The organism is Caloramator sp. ALD01 (assembly GCF_000472625.1).
Lineage (GTDB): Bacteria > Bacillota > Clostridia > Clostridiales > Caloramatoraceae > Thermobrachium > Thermobrachium proteoclasticum.
The window spans coordinates 1-15,269 of record NZ_AXAA01000040.1 but is presented as its reverse complement, the minus strand read 5'-3'; the positions used below and the strand labels follow the sequence as shown (position 1 = coordinate 15,269).

The 15,269-nt window shown below is 33.1% G+C and carries 15 protein-coding genes and 1 CRISPR repeat array; of the genes, 10 read left to right on the top strand and 5 right to left on the bottom strand.

Features of this window, described 5'->3' with window-relative positions; translation table 11 throughout:
- Positions 1-204: 204 nt before the first annotated feature.
- Genes A3M9_RS0111025 through A3M9_RS13800 form a run of 5 tightly spaced genes read right to left on the bottom strand, consistent with a single transcriptional unit; the run spans position 205 to position 3,776 of the window.
- The gene (locus A3M9_RS0111025; protein WP_027309269.1) at positions 205-540 is read right to left on the bottom strand and encodes an EamA family transporter; all 336 of its coding nucleotides are present in this window, start codon (positions 538-540) and stop codon (positions 205-207) included.
- Complete coding sequence (locus tag A3M9_RS0111020; protein ID WP_027309268.1) at positions 537-872, bottom strand: EamA family transporter; 336 nt, start codon at positions 870-872, stop codon at positions 537-539. Before A3M9_RS0111020 ends, A3M9_RS0111025 begins: the two co-directional genes overlap by 4 nt.
- Positions 872-1,504, bottom strand: coding sequence for an HAD-IB family hydrolase (locus tag A3M9_RS0111015; RefSeq protein WP_027309267.1), 633 nt, complete (start codon positions 1,502-1,504; stop codon positions 872-874). Before A3M9_RS0111015 ends, A3M9_RS0111020 begins: the two co-directional genes overlap by 1 nt.
- Positions 1,505-1,522: 18 nt before the next feature.
- The gene (locus A3M9_RS0111010; RefSeq protein WP_035166478.1) at positions 1,523-2,377 is read right to left on the bottom strand and encodes a decaprenyl-phosphate phosphoribosyltransferase; all 855 of its coding nucleotides are present in this window, start codon (positions 2,375-2,377) and stop codon (positions 1,523-1,525) included.
- Positions 2,370-3,776, bottom strand: coding sequence for a glycosyltransferase family 39 protein (locus A3M9_RS13800; RefSeq protein WP_084424768.1), 1,407 nt, complete (start codon positions 3,774-3,776; stop codon positions 2,370-2,372). Before A3M9_RS13800 ends, A3M9_RS0111010 begins: the two co-directional genes overlap by 8 nt.
- A 291-nt stretch (positions 3,777-4,067) precedes the next feature.
- Between A3M9_RS13800 and A3M9_RS0111000 the strand changes: the two genes are divergently transcribed.
- The 10 genes from A3M9_RS0111000 (at position 4,068) to mgsA (ending at position 14,774) form a co-directional block, all read left to right on the top strand.
- Entirely contained in the window at positions 4,068-5,333 is a 1,266-nt protein-coding gene (locus A3M9_RS0111000) for a maltose ABC transporter substrate-binding protein (RefSeq protein ID WP_027309265.1), read from the top strand.
- Positions 5,334-5,405: 72 nt separating this feature from the next.
- Positions 5,406-6,671 carry a carbohydrate ABC transporter permease gene (locus A3M9_RS0110995; protein WP_027309264.1) on the top strand — a complete coding sequence of 422 codons (1,266 nt, stop codon included), beginning with the start codon at positions 5,406-5,408 and terminating at the stop codon, positions 6,669-6,671.
- Positions 6,671-7,555 carry a sugar ABC transporter permease gene (locus tag A3M9_RS0110990; protein WP_035166476.1) on the top strand — a complete coding sequence of 295 codons (885 nt, stop codon included), beginning with the start codon at positions 6,671-6,673 and terminating at the stop codon, positions 7,553-7,555. The genes A3M9_RS0110995 and A3M9_RS0110990 overlap by 1 nt, the downstream gene beginning before the upstream one ends.
- A 117-nt stretch (positions 7,556-7,672) precedes the next feature.
- Positions 7,673-8,572, top strand: coding sequence for a LacI family DNA-binding transcriptional regulator (locus A3M9_RS14285; RefSeq protein WP_051350717.1), 900 nt, complete (start codon positions 7,673-7,675; stop codon positions 8,570-8,572).
- 52 nt (positions 8,573-8,624) lie between these two features.
- A complete protein-coding gene (locus A3M9_RS0110980; RefSeq protein WP_027309262.1) occupies positions 8,625-10,307 on the top strand; it encodes an alpha amylase N-terminal ig-like domain-containing protein in 1,683 nt (560 codons plus the stop codon).
- Between the two features lie 8 nt (positions 10,308-10,315).
- Positions 10,316-11,128: an alpha/beta hydrolase gene (locus tag A3M9_RS0110975; RefSeq protein WP_027309261.1), complete on the top strand. Its 813-nt coding sequence runs from the start codon at positions 10,316-10,318 to the stop codon at positions 11,126-11,128.
- A gap of 197 nt (positions 11,129-11,325) precedes the next feature.
- On the top strand, positions 11,326-12,594 hold the full coding sequence (locus A3M9_RS0110970) for a maltose ABC transporter substrate-binding protein (RefSeq protein WP_027309260.1): 1,269 nt from the start codon (positions 11,326-11,328) through the stop codon (positions 12,592-12,594).
- 188 nt (positions 12,595-12,782) lie between these two features.
- Entirely contained in the window at positions 12,783-13,370 is a 588-nt protein-coding gene (locus tag A3M9_RS0110965; RefSeq protein WP_027309259.1) for an ECF transporter S component, read from the top strand.
- Positions 13,371-13,451: 81 nt separating this feature from the next.
- Positions 13,452-14,390, top strand: coding sequence for a P1 family peptidase (locus A3M9_RS0110960; protein WP_027309258.1), 939 nt, complete (start codon positions 13,452-13,454; stop codon positions 14,388-14,390).
- 21 nt (positions 14,391-14,411) lie between these two features.
- Positions 14,412-14,774, top strand: coding sequence for a methylglyoxal synthase (gene mgsA, locus A3M9_RS0110955; RefSeq protein WP_027309257.1), 363 nt, complete (start codon positions 14,412-14,414; stop codon positions 14,772-14,774).
- Between the two features lie 316 nt (positions 14,775-15,090).
- Positions 15,091-15,257: a CRISPR direct-repeat array (repeat unit 30 nt; unit sequence GTTTATAGCCTACCTATAAGGGATTGAAAC).
- Positions 15,258-15,269 lie beyond the last annotated feature (12 nt).

Below are 15,269 nucleotides of genomic sequence, written 5' to 3'. Positions count from 1 at the left end.
CTTTGAAAAAGTCCGTAATTCGGCACAGGACGTGCCGAGCCGAGCGGCCATCAGGACGATGGCATCGCGAGGGTAGGACTTTTTCAAACAAAGAAAAGCTTAGAATTGCTTGGCGAAATGAACCGATGCCCAAGAAATCCTTAATGGGGCTAATCAAACATAACTTTTCTAACAATCTAAGGCTATAGAAGTTATTCTGTAGCCTTAGATTGTTAGAAAGAAAACCCCAACTACAATACACAATATCCCAAATAGCTTATACTTTCCTATTCTTTCTCCTAAAAGAAAATATGCAAGAAGAAGTGTCCAGATATAGGTTATCGAATTTAGAGGAAGCACAAGGCTATATGGGATATATCTTAAAAGAGCTATGTTAAGTATTGCCCCAAGGCAGTAGAAAAGTCCTCCTATGTATATGTATTTATTCAAAATTAAAGTCTTTAGAGAATTTAAATTAGAAGATGCCCTTTTTAAAAAATATCCTCCCAGAGAACCACATAGTGTCATAGAGATTAATATAAAAAATGTCTTTAAACTCATACCTTATTTTCCTTTCCAAGTAGAGTAACGCCTAAAATAATAATTAAGATGCCTATTAAGTTATATATTGAGATTGTTTCTCCTAAAAAAATATATCCATTAATTAGAGCAAAAACATATGAAATACACATAAGAGGATAAAGAACAGAAAGTTCCCCATTTTTAAAGGCAAAAATCATAAAAAGAGCACCAAAACCATATAGTAAAAATCCAATTGCAATATTTATAAGTTTGTTGTTAGTCTGCGAAAATTTCCAAAAAAGCTGTCCGTTTGCAGTTAAAAAGGCAGATACAATCATAAGTAGTATTCCTTTGTTAAAAGTCTTTTTCATCATTTCCACCTCAAATTTTTAAATCCTTCAAGCCTTCTATTATTGTTTATCAAAAATCTATTTTCCACAAGATTAAAAAGGGGCATATCTGAAAGTGAGTCGGAGTAGCAGAGGCTATTTTCTTTATCAATTTCAATATCTTCTTCCGCTAATAGTTTTTTTAGTCTTAAAACCTTCTCCTCACCCTTGCAGTTTTCCCCATCTATTATATTTGTATATCCTTCTCTATTTTTCCTTAAAATCGTTCCAAGGACATAATCAACATCGAAGTATTTTTTAAAATACCTTATATAACATTCAGGTGAGGCAGAGATTAATATAACTGTATATCCTTCTTTTTTTCTTTTTATAATTTCCTCCTTTGCATCAAAAAAGGTATGATTTAATATCTTTTCCTTAAAAAAATCCTCAAGATCCCCTTCATCTAAGTAATTTATTACATAGAACATCTCTTCCTTTGCCCTTTTAGTATCAATTATTTTTAATAAATAGAGTAATAGCATCAAAAATAACCTTGGAAGTCCTATTATAGATTTAGGCCTTTTTTTTAGAGTATAAAAAAGAAGCATAAACATAGAGTCGCCATTTATAATTGTTTTATCCACATCAAATATTGCAACCTTTTTAATCAAAACAAAACCTCCCTCTTATTATGTAAATAAAAGAATAGCCGCACTGCAAATTCCCCAAAGTATAACATCAACTATAATTCCTGTATCTGTAAGAACAGCCTCTGTAGGGCTTCCCCCTAAATCCTTTATTTCTGTTAAATACTTATATCTAAAAAGCCCATAGATAACAAATATATTTGTTATCATCATATATTTGTGGTTGTAGGCAAAGAAGGTATAAAGGGAGTAAAAAATTATTGTACATCCGCACACAATGTTTGAAATATCATCTAAAAATTTAATTGAATAGTCATCAAGTATTCTTCTGTGCTTTGTTGCATCATCCTCTAAGCATTTTAGTTCATTTTTCCTCTTTTCAAACCCTAAGAATAGAGAAATAAATAGAGTACAAAGAAGTATCCAAACAGAAAGCTCAACATTAATAACAACTCCACCTGCAATAACCCTTAATATAAACCCTATTGCAATGGATATAACATCAAGGAGAACCAGGTGCTTTACCTTAAAGGTATAGATTATATTATTTATAAAATATATCATCAATATAATAAGTAGATACTTATTCAAATAGAAGGCGGTAGATAAAGATACTATAATTAATACAATCATCTCTATTATTGCACTTTTAATTGAAACCCTTCCGCTTGCAATAGGTCTATTCTTCTTTTTAGGATGTATCTTATCCTGCTCTAAATCCTTTATGTCGTTCATAATATACACAGAGGATGAAATAAGACAGAAGCAGAAGAAGGCCAATACAACCTTTGCTATGCTGTCTAATTCTAAAAATTTTTTAGAGAAGATAATAGCTCCAAATACAAAGAAGTTTTTTATCCACTGCTTTGGACGCATAAGTTCTATATATTTATTCATACGCTTCATCCCTTCTAAATACAGTTAATGACAAAATAATAAATAACCAACAAACTATAAAAGAATATCTGTTTTGTGATTCTGTTATTAAGTATAAAAGTCCATATCCACAGAATGTTATATAAAATAAGTTTATAATTGGATTATCTATATATTGCCTTTTATTAAATAAACCTATGTAGGTTAATAGAAGTATTATAAAATAATATAGATTTACATACAACATTCCATTATGCAGTATATCTATTTGTAAGGATTTAGTGTCGGCCTGTGCCCAGAAAAAACCTCCAAAATCTCCAGATGCCCACTGGGTGGAGTATTTTATTAAGAAGAAGTATATGAGCTTTGGTAGAGGAGTCTTTGTATATCTCTCCTTTACCTTTTCCTTTATTGCCTTTTCTAATTCTTTATCGTCATCAAAGGAGGCTATAAACTTTGCATCCTCCATATTCCATCTTCCGTAGGTTTCAAGGTTTGAACCCCTCAAAACACTTGTCCATTTAGTTTCACATCCCCTCCATAGGTTGTACTGGAGTATCCCCATTCTTTTTAGTATTGTATTTGCAGTAATCATAGGAATTAAAAAGGCTAAAAGGATTAGGAGTATAGATTTTGATTTTGTAAAAAAGTTTTTCTTAAAGTAAATAAGTATAAACATAATATAAGCTACCACAACAACATCTGCAACCATTCTAAAAATATGACCGATTCCAAGTATAAGTCCACTTAAAATTAACGTATTTGTGTTAGCTTTATTTTTCATAACAAGAATAAACACATATATGCTAAGTAGATAAAAAGGCATTGCTATATTTTCAGAACAGTATACGGCAGAATATGCAATAAGTGGGGGGTATGTGGCGGTGATAAAGGAACCATAAAGGGCAGTTTTTTTAGAGTTAAAGGCTTCCTTTGAAATAAGGTAAACAAGGAATATATCTAATGTAGATAAAAGTGCATTAATTACCTTTATAGCAAGAAGAGAATTTGCAAAAAGTCTTCTAATTAAAGCAAAGTATAAAACCGTCATAGTCATATGGGGATATCTTGCATAGTAGTTTTTATTATGAAACATTGAATAATCCCCTAATAAGAACATTTTACTTCGTATAAACATTCCTGCAAAGTCAGATACTGGTCTGTTATCAAGGGTAACTACATAGTATAGTCTTAGTGCTAATCCAAATAGGACTACAAATACTAAAATTATCTTAGGATTTAATTCTTTTTTTAGAGCGTACAAAAATAATATAAATGATAATGTGAAAAATAGAATAAGATATATATTTAATGTTTTAAAGTACTTTGCATAGGCATATACAAACCCAAGGCTTGCTATTATTATAGGTATAAAAAGAATTTTAAGTGCTGTATTTACAAAGTTAGAAAATCCCTTCATAAAATCACCTCGCAATAAAAAATAACAAGAAATATTATACTACAATATTAACTATTATAAACTACAAAATGGTAAATATAATTAATTTATTTTTTTAAATGGTGTTAGAATTTATTAGAAATATGAATATTTATGACATAATTGTAACAATAGAATTAAAAATTTTGTAATAAATTATATTTAAAAATTTTCAGAAAAAGTATGGACAAACGTTTGCAAAAGAGTTATAATATAAATGAACTTAAACATTTAAGTTAATTAATTAAAAAAACTAAAGAAGGGGGAATTTCTGTGAAAAAGCCATTGTCAATTATGCTTTCAGCACTTTTAGTGGCTTCATTAATGGCTGGTTGCGGTCCAAAGAAAACTGAAGAACCAAAGGACAATAAGCCAGCAGAACAAACTAATGAATTAAAACCAGAAGAAGGAGCTACATTACTTGTATGGGAAAGTGAAGGCCCAGAAGGAGAATACATAAAGTATGTAGCATCAGAATTCGAAAAGAAGTATGGTGTAAAGGTTAAATATGAACCAGTTAACCATACAGATACATCAGGAAAACTTCAACAAGACGGACCTGCAGGAGTTGGAGCAGACGTTTTTGCAGCACCACACGACCATTTAGGTAAGATGGTTGCAGCAGGATTAATTCAAGAAAACCACAATCCAGATAGAGTAAAGAATGATTTTATGGAAGCTGCTCTAAGAGGTGTAAGCTTAGACGGTAAAGTTTATGGTTACCCAACAGCAATTGAAACATATGCACTTTTCTACAACAAGGATCTTGTTAAGGAAGCACCAAAGACCTATGAAGAAATAATAGAATTTGCAAAGACATTCAACAATCCAAAGGAAAAGAAATATGCACTTGCTTGGGATGTTGGTAATGCATACTTCTCATACAGCTTCTTAACTGCAAATGGAGGCTATGTATTTGGAAAGCAAGGAACTGACAAGGACGACATCGGTCTTAACAATGAAGGTGCTCTAAAGGGTGCAGAATTCTACAAGAGCTTAAGAACTATATTACCACTTAAGGCTGCTGACTCAAACTATCAATTTATGGATGGTTCCTTCTCAGCAAAGAAGGTTGCTATGATTATAAACGGACCTTGGGCAGTTAAGGGATACCAAGATGCAAAGGTTAACTTTGGAGTTGCACCACTTCCAACATTCGGTGGAGCACAACCAAAGAGCTTCTCAGGTATAAGAGCACTATATGTAAGCTCATTTACTAAGTATCCAAAGGCTGCAAAGCTATTTGCTGAATTTGCAACTTCAGATGAAATGCTAATGAAGAGATTTGAAATGACAAGACAAATACCTCCTGTTAAGGCTTTAGCTGAAAAGGATGAAATAAAGAACGACCCAATCGTTTCAGGATTTATGGCTCAAGCTGCAAATGCAGAACCAATGCCATCAATTCCACAAATGCAACTTGTTTGGGAACCACTTGCTACTACATTCAATGCTATTTGGGATGGACAAATGGAACCAAAGGCAGCACTTGACAAGTGTGTACAAACAATAAAGGATGCAATAGCAGCACAAAAGTAATATAATTAATTAAATATTTATAGGTATGTGCTTCTGCACATACCTATAATAATCTTGGAAAGAGGTGAAAAGATGGAAGATAAGAAAAAATATGCCTGGTTGTCATATATAATAATGGGTTCTGCACAGATAATGAAGGGTGAATACATTAAAGGTATTTTTTTATTGCTTGTTGAAATTTTAACTATAGTTTTTGGTATTCCATACTTCGCACACGGACTTTGGGGTATTTGGACATTAGGTGTAACTAAATTTCACTTTAATGAACAGGGAGTTGCTGTTTTTGACCACTCAATATTCTTAATGTTACAGGGTATAATATCAATTTTATTAATTCTAATTATAATAGGAATATATGTTTATAATGTTAGAGATGCATATAAAGCTAAAGAGGAGAAGAAAACAACCCTTAGGGATAAAATAGACAGAAATTTCCATTGGATATTTATTACTCCAGGTTTATTATCACTTGTATTCTTAATATTACTACCAATTGTATTTACAATACTTATAGCATTTACTGATTATTCAGCACCATACCATCTACCACCAAGAAACTTAGTAAGATGGGTTGGTCTACAAAACTTTAAAGAAATATTTGGACTTAAGATATGGAATAAAACACTTTCAGGTGTATTTATATGGACTGTTACTTGGGCAGTTCTTGCAACTGTTACAAGCTTTTTTGTTGGTCTTATGTGGGCTCTTATAGTAAATTCATCAGGTGTTAAGATAAAGAAGCTATGGAGAACAATATTTATAATTCCATATGCAGTTCCAGGACTTATTTCAATGCTTATAATGAGACTTATATTTAGTGGTCAAGGACCAATAAACGATTTTATAGAACATATTGGTTTACAAAGATTAGGTTGGCTAACAGAGCCACATTTAGCTAAGTTTACACTTATTTTAATTAATATGTGGCTTGGTGCACCATACTTTATGGCACTAATGACAAGTATATTAACAAATATACCAAAGGATCTTTATGAATCATCAGATATTGATGGTGCAACAGCATTCCAAAAACTAAGACACATAACAATACCAATGGTACTATACTCAACAATGCCACTTTTAATATCAAGCTTTGCATATAACTTCAATAACTTTATGTTAATATATGCAGTAACTGGTGGAGGCCCTGTAAATCCAAATTACAGATATGCAGGACATACAGACCTTCTAATTTCTTGGATTTACAAGATGACACTAAATCAACAACAATATCATATGGCATCAGTTGTTACAATTATGATATTCCTAATTATTGCACCAATTGTTGCCTTTTCATTTACAAGGTCCAAGTCCTTTAGAGAGGAGGATTTAATCTGATGAGCACAAATACATCAACAAGCGAAATAAAGCTTGTTAAGAAAAAGAAAAAGTTAACTCCAAAGACAATAGCACTTAGAGCTTTAGTATATACATTCCTAATAACAAATACTATATTTATATTATTCCCAGTACTTTGGATTATAGGTTCTTCATTAAACCCAGGAAACAGTTTATATTCATCAACTATGTTTCCAAAGAATCCAACATTTATACATTACAAGGAGCTATTTACAAAGACAGACTATCCAATATGGTATAAGAATACATTAAAGATAGCCTTCTTAAATATGATTTTTTCAACAATATTAACTACATTTAATGCATATGTATTCTCAAGATTTAGATTTAAAGGAAGAAAACCATTGCTTGTTACAATACTTGTATTACAAGTATTCCCAAGCTTCTTAACACTTACTGCTGTATATGTTTTACTTATGAACTTAGGATTATATAATACACATATAGGTCTTGTGCTATTCTATGCAGGTGCACAAATACCAGGAAACACTTGGCTTATAAAGGGTTACTTTGATCAAATACCAAAGAGCCTTGATGAGGCTGCAAGAGTTGACGGTGCTACAAACTTTACAACCTTTACAAGGATTATAATGCCTCTTGCTGTTCCAATAATAGTATTCCTTGCATTAACAAGCTTTATAGGCCCTTGGATGGACTTTATATTCCAAAGCTTAATTTTAAGTAGTGCAGAAAAGAAGACACTTGCTATGGGTCTTATGGAAATGGTTACAGGACAGTCAAATACTAAGTTTACACTATTTGCAGCAGGTGCAATTTTAGTTGCAATACCTATAACTATACTTTATGCATTCCTACAAAAATATATCGTTGAAGGATTATCATCAGGTGCAGTTAAGAGCTGATAAAGAGGGGAACTATTTAAATCGATTGTTTTGGGGTGAAAGTTGTAATATAATATTCCCAATGGCAGAGGTGCCATTGGGAATTTTCTAAATAACGTTATACCGAGGGGGTAAACTATGAAAAGGCCAACACTTAAGGATATAGCAAAGGAGGTAGGTGTATCTGTTGCAACTGTCTCCTATGTTATAAATGGAAATGAGAAACAGAGCATATCAGAGGAGACAAAGGACAAGATTATACAGGCAGCAAATAGATTAAACTATGTACCAAACCTTGCAGCGAGGTCACTTGTAAAGAGGAAATCAGGCCTTGTGGGAGTTTTAATATTGAAGCATAAACAAAATAAAATGCCAATTTTCACAAATCACAACTATAAGCTTCTTGAAAAAATAGAGGAGTACCTTGCAACAAAGGGCTACCACGTTTTATCCTCTAATATAAGTGTAGAAGAGCCTAATTTAGATATAATAAAGCAGAGGAATTTAGACGGCGTACTTGTTTTTAATGTAGATAATAGAATTTTCTATGATATATCAATAAAGTTTACTGTTCCAATACTTTTAATTGATGCAGTCCTTGATGACATACTATTCCACAAGATAAATGTTGATTACTTAGGATATGCAAGAAAGGTAAGTTCAGAAGATAAAAAAGTAATTTTAATTCCTCATTTAAACAGTGAGCATCTTATGGATAAAATAAGAGAGGATAAAAGGGAAAATGAAGAGGTCTACTTTATATCTTCTGTAGATTCTGTAAGGGAAGTTGTAAAAAAACACAGGGATGAAAGATTTATAGTAGTTTCAGAGGAACTTGGAGTAATACTATCAAGATTTGTAGAGAAGGATAGGATATCTGTTATTTGTATAAACAATGAAGACTATCTTTTAGACGAGGAAATAAACAAAATAGAGGTTGATATTGAAAACAAAGCAAAGCTTATATCCGACTTGCTTTTAAGATATATAGATAAGAACTATAAATATGTACAGTATACGATAATTGAGGCAGAATAAAACTGCCTTTAACTTAAAATACTTAAACGTTTAATTTTGGAGGGAATATGAGATGTTAAAGGAAGCAATCTACCATCAAAGTGACAGTACCTATTCATATCCATTAGATGAAAAAACCTTATGCATTAAGCTTAGAACAAAAAAGGATGATTTAAAGAGGGTTATATTATGTTATGGAGACAGATATGAACCTGTCCCAAGGGTTACTATGTTTGAAAAGGAAATGAATAAGGTCTTTACAGATGACCTATTTGATTATTATGAGATACAAATATCACCAAGCTTTAATAGAATATGCTACTATTTTAAACTTGAGGATGAAAAGGAAACAATATATTATGCACAACAAAGGTTTTACAAGGAACCTCCAGAGGATAGAAATAGATACTTCATATTTGCCTATATATGCAGAGGAGATCTATACAAGGCACATTCTTGGTGGAGGGACTCAATTTTCTATCAAATATTTGTGGATAGATTCAACAAAGAGGAGCTTGATGAGGCTTGGTTTGATGAGCCTACAAATAAGAGGATGTTTGGAGGAAATTTAAGGGGAATAATTGATAGACTTGATTATATAGAGGAGCTTGGAGTAAATGCCATATACCTAACCCCTATATTTGAATCACCAAGCTGCCATAAATATGATACTATTGATTACTATGACATAGATAAATCCTTTGGTAATAAAAACATATTTAAAGAGTTAGTTGAAAAGTGTCATAAAAGAGGAATAAGGGTAATACTTGATGCAGTTTTTAATCATACAAGCTCAGAGTTTTTTGCCTTCAAGGATGCTATGAAAAAGGGCAAAAAATCAAAGTACTTTGATTGGTATTTTATAAATGAAGATGGCACCTATGAGATGTTTGGTCAATCTAAAAATATGCCAAAATTAAATACCACAAATGATGAGGTTAAAAAATATCTTCTAAACATAGCGAAATATTGGATAGAGGAGTTTGACATAGATGGATGGAGGCTTGACGTTGCAAACGAGATAGACCATAAGTTCTGGAGAGAATTTAGAGAAGCTGTTAAATCTGTAAAGGAAGATGCAATTATAATAGGTGAAGTTTGGGATGGTGCAGAGAGCTACTTAAGGGGAGACCAGTACGATTCATCTATGAACTATCCATTTATGCACGCAGCCCTTGAGGTTTTTGCAAGGGGGAATATGAAATTAAAGGAACTTGATGCATATATGCAAAACCTATATGCAAGATATAGAAGGGATATAAGATATAATCTTTTAAATCTAATAGACAGCCACGATACAGCAAGATTTTTATATGAATGTAAGAATGACAAAGAAAAACTTAAGCTTGCAGCCTTCTATATGTTTACTACAATAGGAATACCAATGATTTTCTATGGAGATGAAGCAGGGCTATCTGGTGCCAATGACCCCCACTGCAGAATAACAATGGATTTTCAAAATATAGATAAAGAACTATTTAGTTTCTATAAAAATTTAACAAGGGTGAGAAAGGAAGTAAAGGCATTAAAGGTTGGAGAATATAGGAAGTGCTATGTAGATGAAGATGTATATGCCTTTAGTAGATTTGTAGATGATGAAGAGGTTTTATGTATTTTTAGTCTATCAAATAAGGAAAAGAGTTTTGAGATTGGTTTAAAGGGAGAGTATATGGATATACTGAATAATAAAACTGTAAAAGTAGAAGGTAAATTAGATATAGAGCCCTATGGAAAGATGGTATTAAAAATAAGGTAGGTGGGAATATGGATAGAATTATAATAAAGGAAATATATATGAAGGAATTAGATAGAAAAAGGAATATAAGAATATATCTTCCTGTAGATTACTATGAAAATGAAAACAAGAGATATCCTGTAATATATATGCACGATGGACAAAACCTTTTTGACCATCAACTTTCATATTCAGGACACTCTTGGGAGGTTAAGGAAACATTAGATAGAATGCAGGAAAATGGAGAGATAGAAGGCTTTATAGTTGTTGGGATAGATAATAATCAAGAGGGATTTAAAAGGCTTGATGAATATTCACCTTGGAAGAATGAAGAGATAGAGAGTCTTTTAGAAAGAGGAATAAAGGATGGTGCAGGGGGAGAAGGCAAGGAATATGCAGAGTTTATAGTTAAAACCCTAAAGCCATATATAGATGAAAACTTTAGAACATTAAGCGATAGAGAAAATACGATAGTTGCAGGAAGTTCTATGGGAGGCTTTATCTCTCTTTATATTGGTTTTAAATATCAAGATGTGTTTTCAAAAATAGGAGCCTTTTCTACAGCTGCTTGGTTTAAGGAGGGTGAACTTTTAGAGTTTTTACGTGAAGAGGGACAAAGAGAAGAAATGAAGGTTTATCTTGATATTGGAACAGAGGAAACAAGTAATGATAATGAGCCAAACTTTAAGGATTACTATATAAATGGAACAATAAGGATATATGAAACGCTTTGTGAATTTATGGATAAGCAGAATATAAAACTTATAATAGATGAAGGAGCAACCCACAGTGAAATACACTGGGCAAAAAGATTCCCAGAGTTTATTAGGTTTATAAAGTAATCATATTATTCCCCTTCTTTTTATAAAACCACTTTGATTTTGTAATTTAAATCAAAGTGGTTTTAATTTTTTCTTTTATTTAATAAATAAAGCAGTAATAAAAATTTAATTTCAATAATAAATATGTAGTGTAGATAGGGACAGGCAATAAGTTCAAACGATTGCCTAAAAATTAAAAACATAGAAGGGGGATAAATATGAAAAAGCCACTTGCTCTTATTCTTTCGGGACTTTTAGTAGCTTCACTTCTTGCAGGTTGTGGAAAGAAACCTGCTGAAAACAACAACAATAATAACAACAATAATAACACAACAGCAGAGTTAAAACCAGAGGAAGGAGCTTCACTTGTAGTTTGGGAAAGTGAAGGCCCAGAGGGAGAGTACATAAAGTATGTAGCAGCAGAATTTGAAAAGAAGTATGGTGTAAAGGTTAAGTATGAACCAGTTGACCATACCCAAACTTCAGGAAAACTACAACAGGATGGCCCTGCAGGTGTTGGAGCAGATATAATATCAGCACCACACGACCACGTAGGTAAGATGGTTGCAGCAGGATTAATTCAACCAAACCACAAGCCAGACAGAATAAAGAATGACTATGTACAGGCTGCTATAGATGGTGTAAGTATGAATGGTACAGTTTATGGTTATCCAACAGCAATAGAAACATATGCATTATTCTATAATAAGGATATAATAAAGGAAGCACCAAAGACCTATGAAGAAATAATTGAATTTGCAAAGACCTTTAACAATCCAAAGGAAAAGAAATATGCACTTGCTTGGGATGTTGGTAATGCATACTTCTCCTACAGCTTCTTAACAGCAAATGGTGGTTATGTATTTGGTAAGGCTGGTACAGATAAGGATGACATAGGACTAAACAATGATGGTGCAGTTGCTGGTGCTACCTTCTATAAGAGTCTAAATTCAATATTACCACTTAAGGCTGCAGATGCTAACTATCAATTTATGGATGGTTCCTTCTCAGCAGGAAAGGTTGCTATGATTATAAATGGACCTTGGGCAGTTAAGGGATACCAAGATGCAAAGGTTAACTTTGGAGTTGCTCCACTTCCAACATTTAATGGAAAGCAACCAAAGAGCTTCTCAGGAATAAGAGGACTATATATTAGTGCTTTTACTAAGTATCCAAATGCTGCAAAGTTATTCCTTGAATTTGCAACATCAGATGAGATGTTAATGAAGAGATATGAAATGACTCATCAAATTCCTCCTGTTAAGGCACTAATGGATAAGCCAGAAGTTAGTGGAGACCCAATCGTTGCAGGATTTATAGCACAAATAAAGAATGCAGAACCAATGCCATCAATTCCACAAATGCAACTTGTATGGGAACCACTTGCTACATCCTTCTCAGCTATTTGGGATGGACAAATGGAACCAAAGGCAGCACTTGATAAGTGCGTACAAACTGTAAAGGATGCAATAGCAGCTCAAAAATAATATAAAAAAGTAACAGAGGGTGTTATCATCCTCTGTTTACTTTTTCTTAATCTACCTTATATATTGAAGTAATTATATTAAAGTGTTAAAATTATTATGTCGGTACATTTGACCGAACAAAAAAATAAAAAACTTCATAAAGGATTTCGTCTTGCATCCTTTTGGAGTGAGAACGAGGAGGTAGTATTATGCAAACAAAAACAATGTCAACATCAAGCCCCAAGGTCAGACAGATTGTTACAGTAGGTATGCTGTCTGCAATAATCGTTGTGCTTGGGGTAACAGGCCTTGGATTTATTCCTATTCCACCAGTAAAGGCTACAATTATGCATCTTCCAGTAATTATAGGTGCAATAATTGAAGGCCCGGTAGTTGGTGCAGCTATTGGTTTATTCTTTGGATTATTTAGTATGTTCCAAGCAATAACAAATCCAACACCAACATCATTTTTATTTCTAAACCCAATTATTGCAGTATTACCAAGGGTGCTTATAGGAATTACAACATATTATACCTATAAGGCAGTACCAGGTAAAATAAAGAGCATAAAATATGGTGTTGCTGCAGCAGTTGGGACACTTACAAATACAATACTTGTTTTAGGGCTGATATACCTAATATATCTTGAAAGATTTGCAAAGGCCTTAAACATCAATATAGCACAAGCAAGAGCTACAATAATAGGAATAGGAATGACAAATGGTTTGCCTGAGGTTTTAGTTTCTATAGCAATAGTTGTCCCTGTTGTTATGGCAGTAGATAAAATAAGAAAATAATAATAACATATGAGCCATTAGCAAATAGAGTATTGCTAATGGCTCTTCGTTAAAATACATAGTAAAATTATGGAGGTAAAAATGAGAAGGATAAATATTTCAGATATAATGGGGATAAAAATAGGAAATGCTCAAAATTTTGAGGCAAGGACAGGCTGCACGGTTATAATTTGTGAAAATGGTGCTACCTGTGGTGTAGACGTAAGGGGTGGGGCCCCTGGTACAAGGGAAACAGACCTTTTAAACCCTGTTAATCTTGTGGATAAGGTTCACGCTGTTGTATTGTCTGGAGGAAGTGCCTTTGGACTTGATGCCTCCTGTGGGGTTATGCAGTTTTTAGAGGAGAGAGACATTGGATTTGATGTTGGAGTAACAAAGGTTCCAATAGTTTGTAGTGCTGTTTTATTTGATCTTATGGTTGGTGATTATAGAGTAAGACCAGATAAGAAGATGGGATATGAGGCCTGTGTAAATGCCTTTGAAGTAAACAGAATAGAAAATGGGAAATTTGGAGCAGGAACTGGTGCAACAGTTGGGAAAATATTAGGGCCTGAATTTGCAATGGAGGGTGGACTTGGAAGCTATGCTGTAAGTGTTGGAGACCTAAAAGTTGGGGCTGTTGTTGCAGTAAACTGTCTTGGGGATGTTATAGATCCAAGGACGGGAAAGATTTTAGCAGGTGCCCTAAATGAAGATAAAACAGGCTTTATAGATAGTACAAAGGTTATGCTCTCAAGGTATAGCGACAAAACTAATCTTTTTAGTGGCAATACAACAATAGCCGCAGTTGTTACGAATGCAAAACTGACAAAGGCAGAGGCAACAAAGGTTTCCTCAATGGCCCACGATGCCTTTGCAAGAACTATGAGGCCAGCACACACTATGTTTGATGGTGATACAATCTTTACAATGGCGACAGGTGAGGTTGAGGTTGATATAAGTACTCTTGGAATGATTGCAACAACTGTGCTTGAGGAGGCAATACTGTCAGCCATATCACATATAACTTATGAAAAATAATAAATAAGGAAGGGATAAAGGATGAGAGTAGCTTTTATAGCCCACGATAAGAAAAAGAACGATATAGTTGAGTTTGTAAAGAAGTATAGAGATGTATTTAAAGATGATGAACTTTATGCAACAGGTACAACAGGAAAATTAATTCAAGAGGCAACAGGTCTTAAGGTACATAGATTTTTATCAGGCCCATATGGTGGTGATCAGCAGATTGGTGGAATGGTTGCACAGGGGGATATTGATATGGTTATCTTTTTAAGAGATCCACTAACTGCACAGCCCCACGAACCAGATGTTACAGCTCTTTTGAGGATATGTGATGTGCATAATGTGCCTCTTGCAACTAATCTTGGTACAGCAGAGATGTTTATAAATGCTTTAAGATAGTATTGTTGAGGTTGTTAAATAAAAAGTTAATAAGAAGAAATGGATTTTTAAAAAAGATTTTCAAAGAGTGGGAGTTTTTTTGTTGTTTTATACATAAGAATAATGGGAAAAATAGAAATCTAAAAGTTTATAGGAATATAAAAACTGTGGAGTAAGTCCTCCGCAGTTTTTTTGCTGTCGACCCCCAATCCTGCAAAAAACATAGGGGGTCGACAGCAGCCTCAAACCCTTGAAAAACCTACAAAGTTACTTTTTTATTACGAAAAAGAAACAATTTGACAATTCAGAAAAATATAGATATAATAATGGTTGAAAGGGTTTATAGCCTACCTATAAGGGATTGAAACTTTTATTTCTAACACAAATATTACATAAATTAGTATTGTTTATAGCCTACCTATAAGGGATTGAAACATTCTTCTTCGGTTAAAGTATCCTTTATCACTTCTACAGGTTTATAGCCTACCTATAAGGGATTGAAACGCATTTGCAACA

Bases quoted from the DNA above. Each gene is read 5' to 3' on its own strand.
- A3M9_RS0111025 (WP_027309269.1), bottom strand. From the start codon at position 540: ATGAGTTTAAAGACATTTTTTATATTAATCTCTATGACACTATGTGGT.
- A3M9_RS0111020 (WP_027309268.1), bottom strand. From the start codon at position 872: ATGAAAAAGACTTTTAACAAAGGAATACTACTTATGATTGTATCTGCC.
- A3M9_RS0111010 (WP_035166478.1), bottom strand. From the start codon at position 2,377: ATGAATAAATATATAGAACTTATGCGTCCAAAGCAGTGGATAAAAAAC.
- A3M9_RS13800 (WP_084424768.1), bottom strand. From the start codon at position 3,776: ATGAAGGGATTTTCTAACTTTGTAAATACAGCACTTAAAATTCTTTTT.
- A3M9_RS0110995 (WP_027309264.1), top strand. From the start codon at position 5,406: ATGGAAGATAAGAAAAAATATGCCTGGTTGTCATATATAATAATGGGT.
- A3M9_RS0110990 (WP_035166476.1), top strand. From the start codon at position 6,671: ATGAGCACAAATACATCAACAAGCGAAATAAAGCTTGTTAAGAAAAAG.
- A3M9_RS14285 (WP_051350717.1), top strand. From the start codon at position 7,673: ATGAAAAGGCCAACACTTAAGGATATAGCAAAGGAGGTAGGTGTATCT.
- A3M9_RS0110980 (WP_027309262.1), top strand. From the start codon at position 8,625: ATGTTAAAGGAAGCAATCTACCATCAAAGTGACAGTACCTATTCATAT.
- A3M9_RS0110975 (WP_027309261.1), top strand. From the start codon at position 10,316: ATGGATAGAATTATAATAAAGGAAATATATATGAAGGAATTAGATAGA.
- A3M9_RS0110970 (WP_027309260.1), top strand. From the start codon at position 11,326: ATGAAAAAGCCACTTGCTCTTATTCTTTCGGGACTTTTAGTAGCTTCA.
- A3M9_RS0110965 (WP_027309259.1), top strand. From the start codon at position 12,783: ATGCAAACAAAAACAATGTCAACATCAAGCCCCAAGGTCAGACAGATT.
- A3M9_RS0110960 (WP_027309258.1), top strand. From the start codon at position 13,452: ATGAGAAGGATAAATATTTCAGATATAATGGGGATAAAAATAGGAAAT.
- mgsA (WP_027309257.1), top strand. From the start codon at position 14,412: ATGAGAGTAGCTTTTATAGCCCACGATAAGAAAAAGAACGATATAGTT.